At 70.0% G+C, this 15,286-nt stretch carries 17 protein-coding genes and 2 pseudogenes; 7 read left to right on the top strand and 12 right to left on the bottom strand.

Annotation, left to right across the window (positions count from 1 at the left end; translation table 11 throughout):
* Window positions 1–21 precede the first annotated feature (21 nt).
* From RV986_RS25225 to RV986_RS25205, 5 genes are all read right to left on the bottom strand, one after another.
* Window positions 22–621: a hypothetical protein gene (locus RV986_RS25225; protein WP_475919571.1), complete on the bottom strand. Its 600-nt coding sequence runs from the start codon at window positions 619–621 to the stop codon at window positions 22–24.
* 806 nt (window positions 622–1,427) lie between these two features.
* A complete protein-coding gene (locus tag RV986_RS25220) occupies window positions 1,428–2,144 on the bottom strand; it encodes a GAF and ANTAR domain-containing protein (protein WP_475919570.1) in 717 nt (238 codons plus the stop codon).
* Between the two features lie 207 nt (window positions 2,145–2,351).
* A complete protein-coding gene (locus tag RV986_RS25215; RefSeq protein ID WP_475919569.1) occupies window positions 2,352–3,113 on the bottom strand; it encodes a GAF and ANTAR domain-containing protein in 762 nt (253 codons plus the stop codon).
* Window positions 3,110–3,316 carry a hypothetical protein gene (locus tag RV986_RS25210; RefSeq protein ID WP_475919568.1) on the bottom strand — a complete coding sequence of 69 codons (207 nt, stop codon included), beginning with the start codon at window positions 3,314–3,316 and terminating at the stop codon, window positions 3,110–3,112. Before RV986_RS25210 ends, RV986_RS25215 begins: the two co-directional genes overlap by 4 nt.
* Window positions 3,316–3,741: an STAS domain-containing protein gene (locus tag RV986_RS25205; RefSeq protein ID WP_475919567.1), complete on the bottom strand. Its 426-nt coding sequence runs from the start codon at window positions 3,739–3,741 to the stop codon at window positions 3,316–3,318. Before RV986_RS25205 ends, RV986_RS25210 begins: the two co-directional genes overlap by 1 nt.
* 842 nt (window positions 3,742–4,583) lie before the next feature.
* Here RV986_RS25205 and RV986_RS25200 point away from each other — a divergent pair.
* Complete coding sequence (locus RV986_RS25200; protein ID WP_475919566.1) at window positions 4,584–5,777, top strand: ice-binding family protein; 1,194 nt, start codon at window positions 4,584–4,586, stop codon at window positions 5,775–5,777.
* 157 nt (window positions 5,778–5,934) lie between these two features.
* On the opposite strand, the gene RV986_RS25195 is transcribed toward RV986_RS25200, so the two are convergent.
* Window positions 5,935–6,117 (bottom strand): hypothetical protein, encoded by a 183-nt coding sequence (locus tag RV986_RS25195; protein ID WP_475919565.1) that lies wholly within the window; start codon window positions 6,115–6,117, stop codon window positions 5,935–5,937.
* Between RV986_RS25195 and RV986_RS25190 the strand changes: the two genes are divergently transcribed.
* Window positions 6,118–6,633, top strand: a complete 516-nt coding sequence (locus tag RV986_RS25190) for a DUF5819 family protein (RefSeq protein WP_475919564.1) — start codon at window positions 6,118–6,120, stop codon at window positions 6,631–6,633. It abuts the gene before it with no gap.
* Window positions 6,623–7,870 (top strand): HTTM domain-containing protein, encoded by a 1,248-nt coding sequence (locus tag RV986_RS25185; protein WP_475919563.1) that lies wholly within the window; start codon window positions 6,623–6,625, stop codon window positions 7,868–7,870. Before RV986_RS25190 ends, RV986_RS25185 begins: the two co-directional genes overlap by 11 nt.
* A gap of 114 nt (window positions 7,871–7,984) precedes the next feature.
* On the opposite strand, the pseudogene RV986_RS25180 reads toward RV986_RS25185, so the two are convergent.
* Window positions 7,985–8,215, bottom strand: a pseudogene (locus RV986_RS25180) (AraC family transcriptional regulator); the annotation flags it as partial.
* A gap of 69 nt (window positions 8,216–8,284) precedes the next feature.
* On the opposite strand from RV986_RS25180, the pseudogene RV986_RS25175 reads away from it, so the two are divergent.
* Window positions 8,285–9,007, top strand: a pseudogene (locus RV986_RS25175) (saccharopine dehydrogenase family protein); the annotation flags it as partial.
* 53 nt (window positions 9,008–9,060) lie between these two features.
* On the opposite strand, the gene RV986_RS25170 reads toward RV986_RS25175, so the two are convergent.
* Window positions 9,061–9,462 (bottom strand): winged helix-turn-helix transcriptional regulator, encoded by a 402-nt coding sequence (locus RV986_RS25170; protein ID WP_475919562.1) that lies wholly within the window; start codon window positions 9,460–9,462, stop codon window positions 9,061–9,063.
* Window positions 9,463–9,691: 229 nt separating this feature from the next.
* Window positions 9,692–10,831, bottom strand: a complete 1,140-nt coding sequence (locus RV986_RS25165; RefSeq protein WP_475919561.1) for an ABC transporter permease — start codon at window positions 10,829–10,831, stop codon at window positions 9,692–9,694.
* 108 nt (window positions 10,832–10,939) lie between these two features.
* Between RV986_RS25165 and RV986_RS25160 the strand changes: the two genes are divergently transcribed.
* Window positions 10,940–11,545 (top strand): TetR/AcrR family transcriptional regulator, encoded by a 606-nt coding sequence (locus RV986_RS25160; protein WP_475919560.1) that lies wholly within the window; start codon window positions 10,940–10,942, stop codon window positions 11,543–11,545.
* 154 nt (window positions 11,546–11,699) lie between these two features.
* Here the strand turns inward: RV986_RS25160 and RV986_RS25155 are convergent, their stop codons facing one another.
* From RV986_RS25155 to RV986_RS25145, 3 genes are all read right to left on the bottom strand, one after another.
* Window positions 11,700–12,527, bottom strand: a complete 828-nt coding sequence (locus RV986_RS25155; protein WP_475919559.1) for an MBL fold metallo-hydrolase — start codon at window positions 12,525–12,527, stop codon at window positions 11,700–11,702.
* A 145-nt stretch (window positions 12,528–12,672) separates the two neighbouring features.
* Window positions 12,673–13,575 carry an MFS transporter gene (locus tag RV986_RS25150; RefSeq protein WP_475919558.1) on the bottom strand — a complete coding sequence of 301 codons (903 nt, stop codon included), beginning with the start codon at window positions 13,573–13,575 and terminating at the stop codon, window positions 12,673–12,675.
* Between the two features lie 78 nt (window positions 13,576–13,653).
* Entirely contained in the window at window positions 13,654–13,806 is a 153-nt protein-coding gene (locus tag RV986_RS25145; RefSeq protein ID WP_475919557.1) for a toxin-antitoxin system HicB family antitoxin, read from the bottom strand.
* A gap of 28 nt (window positions 13,807–13,834) precedes the next feature.
* Between RV986_RS25145 and RV986_RS25140 the strand changes: the two genes are divergently transcribed.
* Window positions 13,835–14,878, top strand: coding sequence for an RNA-guided endonuclease InsQ/TnpB family protein (locus RV986_RS25140; protein WP_475919556.1), 1,044 nt, complete (start codon window positions 13,835–13,837; stop codon window positions 14,876–14,878).
* 89 nt (window positions 14,879–14,967) lie between these two features.
* Complete coding sequence (locus RV986_RS25135) at window positions 14,968–15,183, top strand: hypothetical protein (RefSeq protein WP_475919555.1); 216 nt, start codon at window positions 14,968–14,970, stop codon at window positions 15,181–15,183.
* Window positions 15,184–15,286: the final 103 nt, after the last annotated feature.

Here is a 15,286-nt window from a genome sequence, read left to right as displayed (position 1 = left end):
GGGGCTTGGCCCGGCGGTCTGCTATTCGGGCCGCTGGGTCCGGTCGTTGTGGGCGAGGCCGTCCGGATGATTCGCCGTGCGCTCTCCAAGGGGAAGAACCAGTAGCCGTAGGGCTGTCGGTCCGGGCAGCCGGTGCATCTGCCCCACGTCCTGCCAGCCCCAGTCCTTCAAGGCGGCACGGGCCGGACGATCGGACTGAACCACCAGGGTGACGCCGAGCGAGGCCTGGTGGTCGGAGAGCAGGTGCTCCTGCATACGACGGGCGAGTCCGCGGGCGTGCTGGTGCGGATGGACGACGGTCTCAAGGATCGCGAAGACATGCCCGGACGCGGTCAGTTGCTCCAGATTCTGCGGCAGCGGCCCGTCGAACCCCCGCCACCAGGAGCCGTCGCGCGGCACGGGGAACCCGAGGACACAGCCGGTCAGGGCCGCCGCCTCGGCGACCAGCATGTCGAATCCCGGCAGTTGCACGTCGTCCGCCAGGCGGTGCAGGAACTCCTGCCGGTCGTGGAACTCCTCACCCGGCAAGGCGGGGGAAGACTCCACGTACAGATCCGCCAGGTCCTCCCGCAGGCCCTCGGCCTGCCAGCGGTTCAGCCGGCGCAGACGTACCGTGTCCATGGCGGAGGCCTGTGAGCGTTCGGGTTCGTGCGGTTGCCGCGGGGTGCGCATGGGGCGCCTCGGTTCAGGAGACCGGAAGACGTGCCGGGACCGGCATCGTTGCCAACTGGCCGTGCACCGCCGGGGTCTGGGACGTCTGCTCATCAGCATAGACCCCGGACCGCCGCGACGCCGCTGCCTGCCGGAGGGGACCCCGTGGGCGGCCGACGGGGTCCCCAGGGCCGCCGATCGCTGCTGCCGGGTCCTGGCCGGAACCGCGCCACCCGGGCGCCGATGACGGTGGATTCCGTGCCGACCTCGGCGGTCTCGTGCTCGCGGGCGAGGCACATCTTCCCGCCTCGCCCATGGCCTGTTCCCCAGCCGCATCGAGGCGAGAAATCGTACGTCATGCCCTGTTCCGCTCGTCCTGCATCTGCTCTAGGCTCCGAGCAGGGCAGGCGGGACTTCCTCCGTGTGAGTCACCAGCGGAACCGGAAAGTCCCCCACCCAGGCTCCCAGCCCCCGAGTCGCAATCGAGGCCGGCCGGAGCCGCATCGCCGGAGACAGCGGCTCCAGCTTCCGTCCTCCTGGCGTTTTCCACTCGGGGTGCTCCCGCCACCCCGCCGCCGCGGAGGACAGCGCGCGAGGACACGATGGCCGGGGGGCCTCGCGTCCTCGCGCCACGGCCGCCGCCGAGCACCATCGGCGGCGGCCGTCCGGCCCGGAAAGCGGAGTCGGTGAACCACAAGCCCGTGAACCACAAGTCCGTGAACCACAAGCCCGTGAACCACAGCCTGGGAGCTGCTGCTGACAGGCCGTGACATCGGTCAGGACCGCAGGCCGGGGAGGGGTTCGGATTCGTCGATGAAGGCGCGGGCCAGGTCGGACAGGCGCCGGTTGTGAGCACGGGCGTAACCGCGCAGTGTGGTGAAGGCCTGTTCCATGTCGATACCCCGGCGCTCGGCGAGTTTTCCCTTGGCCTGTTCGATCAGGACGCGGCTGTTCAGCGCGCTCTGCAGTTGCTCGTTGAGGACGGTGCTGCGGTGCGTCGAGCGCTGTTGCAGCAGGCTGATGGTGGCGACGTCGGCCAGGGCCTGGGCGAGTGGCGTGGCATCCGGGTCGAAGGGACCGGGGGTGGTGCGGAAGAGGTTCAGGGCTCCGACGACCTCGTCCCGCAGACGCATCGGCAGGGCCTGGACCGCCCCGAACCCGCTGCGGTGGGCCGCCGTGACGAAGCGCGGCCAGCGGTCGATCTCCCGGGTCAGGTCGGGGACGATCACCGGCGTTCCGGTGTGGAAGCAGTCCAGGCAGGGCCCCTCGTCGTTCTGGAGCTGGAAGAGCTCCAGCAGACGCACCTGTTCGTCGGAGGCGGCCATGACGCGGAGTTCGCCGTCGCGGTCCGCGAGCAGTACGCCCGCGGCACTCGCGCCGAGCATGCCCACACAGCGGTCGGTCAGCAGGCGCAGGAAATCGATCAGGTCGAAGTCGGCGACCAGGTTGTCCGCCAGCTCGACGAAGGTCTTGGCCAGGAGTCGCTGATTCATCGTGCACACCTTCTGTCGAGACTGATCCCGGCCCGGAGCGGCGGGAAGCGCTGCGCATTTCCTGGTCCGGTCTCTTGGTTCGGTCTCTTGCTCCGGCTCTTGGTCCGCTCTCTTGGCCGGGCTTCTCGGCCGGGCTTCTTGGTCCGGCTTCTTGCGTGGGCTTCCTGGTTCGGCGTCTTGGTTCGGCGTCCTGGCCCGACGAAGCAGTCAGGTTTCATCATCGGTCCGCTCCGCGTCCGTGCCCAGGGGGAATGTGAGCCGGTGGGCCACCACGTCGGCGGCCACCGCGCCGAGGCGGCGTCCCCGCGCGTAGGCGTAGGCGCGCAGTCGGACGAAGGCTTCTTCGACACCGACTCCGAGCTGGGCCGTGAGCATGCCGGTGGCCTGGTCGATCTCCGCACGGTACGCGCCCAGGTCCTCGAAATGACCGTCCGTCGGCCATCCGCCGGCCAGGTCCTCTTCCCCGTCGATCCGGGAGTCGAGCAGGACCAGAGTGGCGGCGTCGGCGAAAGCCAGGGCGTCGGCCAGCTCCTCCGCGTTCAACCGGCACGGGACGTGGGAGTACAGGTCCAGAACTCCGGGGCTGATCGCCCCCATTTGCAGAGGGAGGGCGAAGACGGCACGTGCCCCGGCTTCCAGGGCCGCGTCGGCGAACACGGCCCAGCGGTCCTGTACTTCAGCGATGAGCAGATCGGGCGTCAGCACGGCCGAGCCCTGTGTGAAGGCATCCACGCAAGGCCCCTCGCCCAGGGTGAGCTGGAGCTCCTCCAACTGCTCGCTGACATCGTCGGTGCTGCACAACGGATGGCTCGCCGCGGTTCTGGACATCGCGGAGAGTCCGGCCCCGCCGACCGGCAGCGCGGCCACGGCCGCGGTGCACACATCCACCACGCCGACCCGGGCACCCCGCCGGGCCGCCTGCTCGGCGACCAGCAGCTGGATCCGGGCCGACCGGCTGTCGGACCTCACCTGGGCCACCGGGTCCGGGCGAGGGCCGGGCGGTCGGCCCGATCCACCAAGGTGGCGCCGAGGGCCGCCTGGTGGTCGGTCAGCAGCCTCTCCCGCTCGAAGCCGAGCCACCGGCGGCCGTCGCTGTGTACCGGAAACCCGAAGGCGCACCCCACCGGACTGTCCGTCTCCGCGATCACCATGGCGAACCCCGGCCGGGCCATCACACCGCACCGCCCGACAGGACAGGTACAGGCGGAACGGACCGATGCGGCAGGACGGGAACGGTAGTGCCCGGGGCGTTCGCGGGAGGAGGCGGAAGATGCCCGAACGGGACGCCCAGGAGCAGGAATGCGCAGCCGGTGATGTCGAGCATGAGGACCAGTGTCCGGGGCGGACGGTGCAGTCGCAGCGTCCCCCCGGCCGCGGTGATGCGCTGTGAGGCGTGGAGGAAGGCGTTGAGGCCGCTGCAGTCGCAGAAGGTGACGGGGGTGAGGTCGACGTCGATGGTGCGGATGCCGTCGTGCAGACACCGTTCCAGTGATGCGCGCACCAGGGGCGCGGTTTCCAGGTCGATCTCACCGGCCAGCGTGATCAGTGCCCGTTTCTTGCGATCGTGACGGTAGACGGCGAGCTGCGGAAGGGGCATGACGCCTCGGTTCGGAAAACCATCCGGCAGCGGACTCGGAGGCGCCGGGATTCCGGCACCGTCGGCCCGCTTCCGGCTGCGGAGTACATTCGGCGGAGGTTGGGCAACGGCCGACTCGCCGGCCTGCGTGGCAGGACTGCGGAACCACCCGGTTCCCTCCAGGGATACGCCGCGCGACGGGCCTGCTCCCCGCGGCGATCTGTGCTCAGCAACGACGTGCCGTCGGGGTCTGGGACGTCTGTGCAAGCAGCGTAGTCCTCGCCAGGTGCGAGAGCGGGGCGGAGTGGCTCATTCCCAGCATGTGGACGGTATCCAGGCGTGGTGGCGTGCGGATGTCCTGTGCACCGCGCGGTACTTGGGAGTTCGACCTCGCGGAGATCCGAGCCGGGTGAGCCCCGCACCGGGCGTGCAGGTGCCGTGGTCACCTCGCGCGAGCCGGACACACGAATACCTCCGGTTCCACTCCCCGGGCCGACTGACTCTGATGCAGGCCCCTGTGTGTTCCGAGGGCAGGTCGGATGATCGGAAGTATGAATTTCAATGTTTTTTATCGCGCTTGCGCCGTTTGAATGAGAAGAAATTTCCCCCCCTTGTTTATGGTCGATGCGCGAATGTTCCTGCGTAATATGCGGCGCAGTAAAAAGGCTTCCCGGGCGATCCGTAGGGCCCGGTACGCCCCGGCCCGCACAGGAAATGGCCCTTAGATGAAGCTGAAGATCCCTCAAGCGGCTCACCGCCGTACTTTGTCCGGCTTGCTGGCCTCGGCTCTTGCCGCATCGGTCGCCGCTGCGATGGTTTTCCTGACGCCCACGGCGGCGTCGGCGATCGCATTGCCCGTACCTTTGGGCACAACCGCCAGCTATTCCGTTCTGGCGGGTCAGGGAGTCACCAACACCGGCAACTCGGTGCTCGCGCACGACCTCGGGACGCACCCGAATCCGGCCATCACCGGATTCCCTCCCGGCCTGGTGGGAGGTGCCGTGCACGCTGCGGACGCCGCGGCCCTCCAGGCGAAGGCCGACCTGCTCGTGGCGTACAACAACGCCGCCGGCCAGGCCGTGGACTTCGCGCTTCCGGCGGGAATCGGCGGAGGTCCGGCGCTGATTCCCGGCGTCTACCATGCCACGGCTGGTGTCGGCATCACCGGCGACCTGGTGCTGGACGGTCAGGGCAGCGCCGACGCGGTCTGGGTGTTCCAGATTCCCGAAGCCCTGACGACGGCGACCTCCAGCCGGATTCTCCTCACGAACGGCGCTTCGGCGTGCAACGTGTTCTGGCAGATCGGTAGTTCGGCGACGCTCGGCGTCACCTCCAGCTTCGTGGGCACCCTCATGGCCGGGATCTCGATCGGCGCCAACCAGGGGGCGAACATCGAGGGCCGGTTGCTGACCCAGGCAGGCTCTGTGACCCTCAACAACAACAGGATCTTCCTCAGCAACTGCGCGGCCGCCACCACTGGTGGAACGACGACCGGAACCGCCGGCACGACCGGTGGAACGACAACCAGTGGGCTGGTCAGCGGAGGGCTGGTCACCGGTGGCGTCCTGGGTGGACCCATCCTCGATGTCACGAGCGGTGGCACCGCGGGCAACATCGCCGGCAGCACGTCCGGGAACACCGCGGGCAACACCGCCGGGAACTCCACCTCCGGGAACACGCAAGGCAACACGGCCGGGAACGGCACCGCCGGAAACACCGTCGGCGGGAACGTCACCGGTGGGAACGTCACCGGCGGGCCGGAGCACGGGGGCAGGCCTGAAGCGCCGGACCACGACAGCAGGCCGGGAGGGCCGGAGCACGGCGGCAGGCCCGAAGCGCCGGAGCACGGCGGCAGGCCTGAGGCGCCGGACCACGGCGGCAGGCCTGAAGCGCCGGAGCACGGTGGGAAGCCGGACGCCGGGCACGATGTCGCGCCCGGTAAGCCGGACCACGACAAGCAGCCCGACGAGGACTACGGCTACGCCGACGTACCCAACGGCCACGAGGCCGACGACTACTCCAAGGGCTACGAGGGCTCCAAGGGCTCCAAGGACTAGGCAGCGCGCTGCAGCAAGCCCGCTCATCGGATGACGGCGCGCGGCGGAATCCTCATCGAATCCGCTGCGCGCCACCGATGGCAGGGTCCGCAGAAAAAGTCAGACGCGAGCAGCTGATATGAGAAAGACCGGGTGGGCGGTGTCGAGCGGAATTGAATCAGCGGACGTGCAGGAACTCCAGCACTCCGATTCCGGTCCGGCCGTACAGGAATGTCCTGACGACGATCCCCTGTCCGTCAGGCGGTCGAAGGGTGCCCGTGCACTGGAAGTGGGGCTGTGCACCGCCGTGATCCTGTGCGTGGCGACGACTCTCGTCCATGTCGTTCTGGTCTTCCTTCATGTGGCGCCCGTCAACACCGTCTCCAAGAGATACAGCCCGCTGATCAACGCATGGGTGTATCCCTTCTTCGAACAGAATTGGCGGCTTTTCGCCCCGGACCCCGAATCCGTCAACCGGCAGATTCTGGCGAGAACCGCGCATACCGACTCCGGCGGCTCGGTTCGGGTGAGCGCCTGGTTCGACCTGACCGCCGTGGACAGTTCCGCGGTCGAGCACGACCCGTTCCCCAGCCACACCGCGCAGAACTTGTTGCGCCGCGCCTGGACTTGCTATGTCGATTCACACGGCGGGGACGACAAGGCGCACACGGAACGGGCCTTGATGATGCAGAGGTATCTGCGCAACATCGCCGCGGACCGCGTCGCTGCCCACAACGGCGGCGCTGTCGACTTCGTTCAGCTCCGCGTCGTCACCCTGCCCATCGCCGCCTCCGGCGCCGCGGTCGGCAACCGCCCGCCGACACCCGTCGAGAACCGGCTTCTGCCCTGGTGGAAGGTGACCCCCCATGGGAAATGAGCAGACCCCCCAGCCTCCCCAGCCTCCCCAGGTCCCTCAGATCCCGCAGAACGCCCCCACGGCACCCACACCCCATCGGCCGACGGGGCACGCGACTGCGTCCTCCGGCGTTGCCTGGCGGCTCGTCAACCGGATCAGTGCCGTGGGGGAGCTTCTGACCGGCCGGCCGGTGTCCCTGTACGCCGCGTCGGTGCTGCGCATCGGCTACGGACTGCTCTACCTGATCTTCCTGCTGCGCGAGTTCCCGCACCGTACCGAGATCTGGGGCCCCGACTCCCCGTGGACACCCGCGTTGGCGCGACAGCTCTTCGACCAGACAGGGTGGAACAGCATCCTGACCCTGTCCGACAGTCGCACCTACTTCGAGCTCTGCTACGCGCTGGCCCTCGTCACGTCCGCGCTGTTCCTGCTGGGCTGGCGGACCCGCGTCATGTCCGTGCTCTTCGCCGTCGTAGTGATCTCGTTCCATGCCCGAGCGATCTTCATGACGGACGGGGGCGACAACCTGCTCCTGCTGATGTCCGTCTACCTCGTCCTCACCGCGTGCGGTCGGCGCTGGTCCCTGGACGCACGCAGACACCGGCTCAGGGCGGCCGGTGCGGGCAACGCGCCGCAGCCGGTGAGGAGCCGCTCCGCACAGCAACTCCGAGATGCCCGAACCACCTTGACCACGGTGGTGCACAACTGCGGCATGCTCGTCATCGCGGCACAAGTCTGCTTCCTCTACGGGTCAGCAGGCCTGTACAAGGTCCAGGGCGCTTCCTGGGGCGGCGGCACCGCTCTCCACTACGTGCTGAACCTCGGACTCTTCCAGCCCTGGCCCGCCCTCTCCCACCTCGTGGACGAGCACACGATCCTGATCTCGATCGCCGGCTATATGACGGTGCTCTTGCAGGTGGCCTTCCCGTTCGTGCTCTTCGGCAGGCTCAAGTACCCCGTTCTCACCATGCTGCTGGGCATGCACCTCGGCATCGCGGTGCTCATGGGGCTGCCTCTCTTCTCCGGCGCGATGATCGTTGCGGACGCCGTGTTCCTGTCCGACCGCTTCTACGCCTTCCTGCCTCACCTGTGCCGACGCGTGGCAGGGCGGACAGGCGTGCGGCGGCCGGAACCCGGACGAGCGACACCATCCGGATCCGTGCCTCCGCAAGGCAGGCCCGGCGTACTCAGCTCGACGCGTCGTGGAGACCGGGAAGGCATCGCGCTCCCCGCCGAGCTCGCGTCCGACCAGAGCTGAAGGCGGCTCGGGGCTCGACGCCTGCACCCTGCTCGACACCACCGCGCTCAAGCGCCTCCCCGGCGTCGACACGGACGCCGCACCGGAGGACCTACCCGAACTGGCGAGCGGCGCGTCGACGTCCGCCCAGCCGGGGACGATCACGGTGTCGGCGTGCCGGAGCCGGTCGAGCCCGTGGTCGGGCTCCAGCCGGAACCGGCCGACCCGCACGGCGTTCGGCGCGCAGACGGCGAGGTCGTACCAGGGGACGGTCACGTCGGCCGGGGCGGGGCCGAACACCTCGTACGCCACGGAGAGTTCGAAGTGAAGCATCCCGTCGGTGACGGCCAGCGCGACAGAGGTCATGTCCGGAACTGTACGTGGTGTGGCGTTCCGGACACTCACGGCGGAACGCCCGCCCTCGTCAGGCCGGTGCAGATCGAGGCCAACGTCGACACGTTCGCGCACTTCACGGACCGCGCCCGCGCCGCGGGAACGGTGGTGGTCCCGGCGATGGCCTTCTACGGCGGCCTCGGTGATCTGCTGGCCACCGCGGCGATGGGCGACTGGACGGCGGCCGACGAGGCACACATCGCGTACGGGCTGAGCGGTTGGCACCCCACCGCCGGGACACGCGCCGCGGGCAAGGTCTCCGGGGCGCGGCGGGGCGGCCGGCACGTCCGTTACACGAACGGGCGGCTGGAGCACCACGACGACGACCTGCCCACCCTGGAGTGGCCCTTTCCCGACCCGATGGGCACCAGGGCCGTCATCGGGGAGTTCACGATGGCCGATGTCGTCACCGTCCCCAGCCACCTGTCCATCCCCGAGGTGCGTACCTACATGACGACCGAGGCGGCCAGGGACCTGTCGGCCCCGGACACGCCGCCCCCGGCCGCGGTCGACGAGCGTGGGCGGTCCGCGCAGACCTTCCTCGTCGACGTGGTCGTGCGCTCGGGCGGCACCGAACGGCGCGCCGTGGCGAGGGGGCAGGACATTTACGCGGTCAGCGCGCCGCTCGCGGTGGAAGCGGTCCACCGCATCCTCACGGGGCGGACCAGGACGGTCGGAGTCGCCTCCGCCGGCGAGATCTTCGACGCCCCCGACTTCCTTCGTACGCTGTCCACGCACATCTCCTTCGAATTGTCCCAGCAGTAGACGGACCGCCCGTTGGAAGTCTTCGAGTGCTTGCACCGGCACGGAAAGGGAGGTCAGCGGTCCGGCGTGGCCGGTCGATCCGGCGCCGACGAGCAGACCCCCGGAAGGTGGTCCTCCGCCCACACAAGCAAGGCGGCCAGGGGGATGAGGAAGGCGTTGCCGTGCGGGGAGAGCGTGTACTGGGTTCGCGACGACGGGCCGGGCAGGACGTTTCGGGCGACGAGGCCGACCGCGGTCAGTTCCCGGAGGCGCTGGGCGAGCATGCGGTCGCTGATGCCGGGGACGCGCTCGCGAACCTGTGCGAAGTCGGCCGGGCCCTTGGCCAGGGCCGCGAGGATCAGGCCGTTCCAGCGTCTGCCCAGCAGGGCGAAGGCCCGAGTGGCGGCCGGAGGGGGCCCGGTCGGCTGCGGGGGGTCGGACCGGTGTGCCGCCTGAGGGTGGTGTGGGGTGGTCATGGTGTGTCCGCTCCGGCACGGCGCGAGGCATCGCGGTTCAACGCCTCGCGCCGTACGTCGTAGTCGTTGCTGTGTCGGGAGTCGGCCCGTGTGTCCGCCGGGCTGCGAACATGGCGCCCACGGCGACCAAGGCCAGGGGGTGGCCGTGCGTCGGCGGCTCATCCGCCTTCGACACCGGGCCGACGTCCTCGGTGGCCAGGCTCTGACGGCGGGCATGAAGCGCTCGGCGTCAGCCGTCACCGTCATGGCGACGTGCGTGCGCGTGCGCGTGACGCCGATCCGGCGAAGCGGCGCCGGACGGCAGGGCCGGGAGCAACGCTCCGGAAGCCGTCGCACCGGTCTTCGCACCGGTCTTCGCGCCGGGGACCTTCCCGGTGACCGAGCGGCCGAACAGGACTGCTGTGAGTCCGCAGACGCTCCACAGGGTGAGGACGGCAAGGTGGCCGGCGCCGCTGTTGCCGTCGAAGTACGCGGTGTCGCGAAGCAGGCCGGCTCCGGCGCCGGGGGGCAGCCACTGGCCGACGTGGGCCACTCCCTCGGGGAGCATCTCCGGAGCGGAGGTGGCGCCGGAGAAGGGGTTCCCGACGAAGACCATGAGCGCGGCGCTGAGTCCAAGACCCGCCGGCCCGACGAGCCGGATCAGCCCGGCAGTGGTGGTGCTGATGGAGATCAGGACGAGCGACAGGACCGCCAACGTGGCCATGTGATCGTGGGGCAGCGCACCCAGGAAACCCTGGGCCACGAGATAGGCACCGAGGCTCGCGGTGGCGCATGCGACGAGGAGTGTCAGCACTCGGTGCCACGGGCGTCGCAGGCCACGAGCCGTCGCGACGAACGACCCGATCAGGATGCCGCAGATCGTGAGCGGGAAGACCGCCGAGCTGAACACCACTCCCCTGGGGTCCTCCGCGGCGAGGGGCACCACGTCGACCGCCCTCACGTGGATCTTCGCCCGGGACTTGGCACCGGCGGTCTCCTGCTGGGCGGCCCGGTCGGCCAGCTGCTGTCCGACCTCGCCCAGAAGCTGGGCCACGGAGGCGCCGGCGGCAGAGGCCTTCAGCACGGTGATGTCCTGGCGTGAGATGGCGAGGGCGCCGTAGACGTCCCGGTTCTCGATCGCCGACCGCGCGGCCTGCTGGTCGGGGTAGAGGTGGAAGTCGAACGCGCCGGGTTTCCCATGGACCAGTGCCTCGACCGCGTGCTGGCTGGCCGCCCCGGTGCCCACGATCCCGACCGGGACGTCGCGCGGCGCGGACCGCCCCGCCGGCCAGGCGAACGCCATCACCACCAGGGTGATGACCAGGGGCAGCGCCACCGCGGCGACAGCCACTTCACGCCATGCCGGGTTTCCTGACAAGGGGCTCTTCACGGTCAGCCCTCCTATAAAAAAAGAAATGGTCGTTCTCTTAAATCCCCAGTCTGGCCCGATGTGCGAGGAACGTCAACACGAACGTTCGTTTTTTGATAGAGTGGGACCATGCCCAAGGTCACCCAGGAGTACATGGACGCCCGTCGTGAGCAGATCCTGGACGCGGCGCGCCGCTGTTTCCTTCGCGACGGTTTCCACTCCGCGTCCATGCAGGACCTGTTCGCGGAGGCGGACCTGTCCGCGGGTGCGGTGTACCGGCACTTCACCAGCAAGGACGAGATGATCCTCGCGATCGCCGAGGAGAACATGCGCGAAGTCCTCGGCATCACGCTCGCCGTCGCCACGAACCACCAGGGCCGATCCATGGGGGCGGTCATGGCGGAGCTTCTCGATGTGGTCCGGGCCAAGTCCGCCGAGGGGAACCTGGCCGGGCTCGCGGTTCTGGTCTGGGGAGAGGCCATGCGCAACCGCTCGCTGGCTCACAAGCTCGACCAGCTCATGGGCGGCATGCGCGCGAACCTGACCATCCTGGTCCGCGACCACCAGGAGCACGGCGACCTGCCCACCGGCGTGACGGCCGAGGCGATCGCTTCGACGATGCTCTCCGTCCTGCCGGGCTACCTCCTCCAACTGGCCGTGCTCGATCCGGCTGTGGTGGCCGAGGTGCCCGACGCGGTGCGGGCGCTGTGGCCGGAGTCGGCCGGCGAGCACTGAGCGGTCTCGCCGCCTCTCGCCGCCTTTCGCCCCCGTAGCGTTCCCGGCGGCGGGCGAGGTCCCGGCTCTTCGCCGGCGGTTCGCCATCTGCCCCGGGCCGCCCGCCGGCCGGCTTCCACCGCCCTGCGGCCCGGCCCTGCGGTGGCGGGGCGCGTCACAGCGGATACCAGGCCGCCCCCTCCCCGTCCGGCCGTACCCGGCCGAAGACCACGTCCGCGAAGTGGATGCCGAAGCCGAGGGTGTCCGGGCGCTGAAGTTCGGCGATCAGGCGGCGGCGGTGGCGTGCGGACTGGCCGGGGTCGTCGTCGGAGACCGCGGACCACTCGGGGTGCCGTACCTGGAGGGCGGAGAGCAGGGCGTCGCCGAAGGCGAGCAGGCGGGTGCCGTGGGAGGCGATGACGAAGCCGGTGTGGCCCACGGTGTGGCCGGGCAGCGCCAGCGCGTGGACACCGGGGAAGATCTCGTCGCCGGGCAGTACCAGCCGTACCCGGGGTTCGAGGGCCGCCGCCGCGGGGCCGCGGTGGTCCCACTCGGCCTTGGGGACCACGAAGGTGGCCCGGGTGAAGAGGGGCGGCTCGGCGCAGGCCCAGCCGATGTGGTCGGGGTGCAGATGGGTGAAGGCCACCGTCTCGATGTCCTCCGGCGACCGCCCCAGCAGGGCCAGATTGCCGGGCAGCGCGCCGCCGTGCACCGCGCCCCGGTAGGGATGGCCGGGGTCCTCCGGTACGGCGCGCGGGCCGAACCCGGCGTCGATCAGCAGGGCCCGGCTGCCGTGCTCGACGAGCAGGCCGCCGGTGTTGGCGACCAGCCGGCGCGTGTCGTTGAGGTAGGCGCCGTACGTGATCCAGTGCCGGTCCACGGCCGCGGGCAGACAGCCGGCCGGCTTCAGCAGCATGGCCCCGTCGGGCACATAGCTGACCTTCATCTCACCCACGCGCAGGGTGCGCACCGCGGAGGGCCTGCGCAGTCGGCTGTCGTTCACGGATGGTCTCCTCGCAGGCGGCGAAGGCGCCCGGAGCGGCTCGGACACGGGGGCGGCGCGCCCGTCCGCCGGGTGGGGGCGGACGGACGCGTCGGGTGCGCGGACGGTGCCGGCGCGGGGTGCCGGGTGCCGGACACGGGACGGCCTAGGCCGTGGTCCGCTTGCGCAGTACGGCGCCGACGAGCAGGGCACCGGCGAGGGCGACGACACCGGCCGTGACCATGCCCGCGTGCAGCCCGCCCAAAGTGTCGGCGTGGGACGGGGCGGCGCCGGACGCGAGGGCGTTGGTGCGGGCGGCGGCGATGGCGCTCAGCCCGGAGACACCGATCGCGGCCACGTACTGCGGCAGCTGTGACAGACCGCCGACGACACCCTGGTCCTCCTCGCTGACACCCGAGGTCATCACGGTGATGAAGGACACGACGCTGAAGACGTGACCGAGGCCCATGACGGAGGAAGTGACCAGCAGGACGGGCAGGTTGACGTTCTGCGGCAGGGCGAACATCGCGACCGTGCCGACGCCCTGGATGAGCAGGCCCGCGGTCAGCACCCGCACTCCGCCGAACCGGCCCAGCAGCCGGGCGACGACCAGCCCGCCACACACCGCGGCCGCGCCCTCGCCGAGATAGCTCGTGGCGTGGCGGTGCCAGCCGGGGTAGGACCGGCCGGCGAAGTCGTGCAGGCCCAGCTCGGCCTCCGCGACCCCGACCCGCGCGGCGGTGGCGGAGCCGATGACCGCGAGGGCCTGGGCCCGCCACGCCGGGGGCAGGTTGGTCAGCCAGATCCGGTCGGGCCGGAAGAGCGAGGTGGTCCAGACGCCGACCAGCAGGGCGGGCCGGGCCCCGGCCGGCAGCAGTACCGGCACGGCGCTGAGCCGGGGGTGCCCGGGGGCGAGGGAGGTGGCGGTGCGCGCCCCGGCATGCCGGCGCAGCAGGTCGACCGCCGCTTCCGGGGCCGGGTGGGGGGCCGGGTGGGGGGCCGCCGAGCCGGCCGGGTGGGGATCCGCGGCCGGGGCGAGGGACAGGGGCAGGGTGTCGGGCACGGCCACCTCGTCTTCTCGCAGGGTGCCCCGGCCTTCAGGCCGGGGGTGAATGCGAGCTCCTGCGGAGCAGGGCGGGAATAGCCGTTACGCCCCCGGGGCGGAACGGCGTTCGCTGTCCTCGACCGCGTGTCGCACGAGTGACACCAGCCATGAGTTGAGGGAGCGGTCGTCTGTGGCGGCAAGCGCCTTGGCTTTGACGTACAGATCGTCAGGAAGTCGAAGATTCAGCTTGATCACACATCAAGTGTGGCCCCAAAATGGGGCCATGTCCAGATTCCGGATGTACCCGACGAGCGAGCAGGCGGGCATCATGCTCCACCACTGCGCGCACGCCCGGTACGTGTGGAACCTGGCCGTCGAGCAGCACTCCCACTGGCGAAGGGGCAAGAAGACGGCGCCCGGTTTCACCGAACAGTGCCGCCAGCTCACCGAGGCCCGGCGCGAGAACGAATGGCTGCGCGAGGGCAACGCCGATGTGATGCAGCAGGCCCTCAAGGACTTCGCGCAGGCCAAGAACGCCCGCTTCACCTCCGGGTTCGGTGAACCGACCTGGCGCAAGCGGTTCCAGCACGAGGGCTTCCGCGTCATCGGCACCGACCGTGTTCCCGAGTCCGGACCGGACGGCAGCGCGAAGCTGAACGCCAGGACCGGCAAGCAGGTCATGGGCCGCTCAGTGGTGGTGCAGAAGCTCAACCGCCGCTGGGCGCAGGTGAAAGTGCCCGGCTGCGGGTGGGTGCGTTTTTGGCTCACCCGTGCAGGGCTGCCGAAGGCGAAGACGTTCCGCGTCACCTTCCGCGACAACCAGTGGCACATCGCGTTCGCCGTCATCCCCGTACCGGTCCCCGAGCCCGGCACAGGTGAGGTCATCGGCATCGACCGGGGTGTGACCATCACCGCCGCCCTCTCGGACGGGCGCAGGCTCGACTGCCCCCAGCTCACGGTGAAAGAGCGGGCGCAGATCCGCAAGCACCAGCGCCGCGCCGCCCGCGCCCCGAAAGGCAGCGAGCGGAAATCCGCCGAGTACGCGAAGGCCGCCAAACTCAAGGCCCGCGAAGCCGACCGGCGCAAGGACTGGTGCGAGAAGACCTCAACCATGCTCGCCCGGACGTACGGCGTGATCCGGTTCGAGAAGCTGAACATCAAGAACATGACCGCCAGGGCCAAGCCGAAGCCCGACCCCGAGCAGCCCGGCACGTTCCTGAAGAACGGCCGTGCCCTGCGCCGCCTGACGGGAAGCCGGAGTCCGGCGGACTCCACCGCGACCCCGCCGGACATCCAGGGGACCCGCACGCGGCTGCCGGACCGATGAGGCCGGCATCCTCGATGGCTGCTTGACACCGCCATCGCGAGCTTCCACGCTGGTGGATAATTCGCTTAAAGGCTCAAAGGGAGATAATCATGGCCATAAGCACCCGGAAGTACACCCGATACCTTTTCGGCGCGTCCTGCGCCGCCGCGCTGCTCGCCGGAACGGTGGGTGTGCTGGGCGCCCAGGCGTTGCCGCCGACCACGGCGCAGGCATCGAGAGCGGCGCCGCACGGGGACTGCACGGGTTACCACTACGACGAGAATCGCAACCGCGTCTGGGACCCGCCGGGCTGCACCCCGCCATGAACTGTGGCAGCCGTCATCGGCCTTACGCCTGTGCCGGAGCCCGGCGTCGTCACCACCGGTGTCTGTGCTGTGGCGAAGTGTGTCGTTCAGGGTGTGACCTGAC

The organism is Streptomyces sp. RLA012, assembly GCF_056270325.1.
Note: the sequence above shows the minus strand (reverse complement) of the source record. Positions and strands in the feature narration are given on the sequence as shown.

Coding starts and splice junctions, on each gene's coding strand:
- RV986_RS25225 (WP_475919571.1), bottom strand. CDS start 621: ATGGACACGGTACGTCTGCGCCGGCTGAACCGCTGGCAGGCCGAGGGC.
- RV986_RS25220 (WP_475919570.1), bottom strand. CDS start 2,144: ATGAATCAGCGACTCCTGGCCAAGACCTTCGTCGAGCTGGCGGACAAC.
- RV986_RS25210 (WP_475919568.1), bottom strand. CDS start 3,316: ATGGCCCGGCCGGGGTTCGCCATGGTGATCGCGGAGACGGACAGTCCG.
- RV986_RS25205 (WP_475919567.1), bottom strand. CDS start 3,741: ATGCCCCTTCCGCAGCTCGCCGTCTACCGTCACGATCGCAAGAAACGG.
- RV986_RS25195 (WP_475919565.1), bottom strand. CDS start 6,117: ATGAAGGAAGACCAGAACGACATGGACGAGAGTCGTCGCCACGCACAG.
- RV986_RS25185 (WP_475919563.1), top strand. CDS start 6,623: ATGGGAAATGAGCAGACCCCCCAGCCTCCCCAGCCTCCCCAGGTCCCT.
- RV986_RS25170 (WP_475919562.1), bottom strand. CDS start 9,462: ATGACCACCCCACACCACCCTCAGGCGGCACACCGGTCCGACCCCCCG.
- RV986_RS25160 (WP_475919560.1), top strand. CDS start 10,940: ATGCCCAAGGTCACCCAGGAGTACATGGACGCCCGTCGTGAGCAGATC.
- RV986_RS25140 (WP_475919556.1), top strand. CDS start 13,835: ATGTCCAGATTCCGGATGTACCCGACGAGCGAGCAGGCGGGCATCATG.
- RV986_RS25135 (WP_475919555.1), top strand. CDS start 14,968: ATGGCCATAAGCACCCGGAAGTACACCCGATACCTTTTCGGCGCGTCC.